The following is a 264-nucleotide window of genomic DNA, read 5'->3' as shown; positions in this document are numbered from 1 at the left end:
GGGTGGATCTCTTCCTGCCACTGGGGAGTGAGATCAAGGTGGAGCTCGGTCAGGTGGTTTGGGGCAATGAGACGCTGATGGCGGTCTTGCCTAAGGTGGATCAGAGCCAAAGCTAATGTGTGTATCTGTAGACCATGAAAATTCGTAAGCATATCCCCAATCTCATCAGCCTAGGAAATGCCTTTTTTGGTACCTTGGCGACCTACTACGCCCTAAAGTATAGCGACCTATTCACGGCGATCATCTTTATGCTTTTGGCGGCTG

Source organism: Porphyromonas sp. CAG:1061 (genome assembly GCF_000435035.1).
GTDB classification, from domain to species: domain Bacteria; phylum Bacteroidota; class Bacteroidia; order Bacteroidales; family Porphyromonadaceae; genus Porphyromonas_A; species Porphyromonas_A somerae.
Note: the sequence above shows the minus strand (reverse complement) of the source record.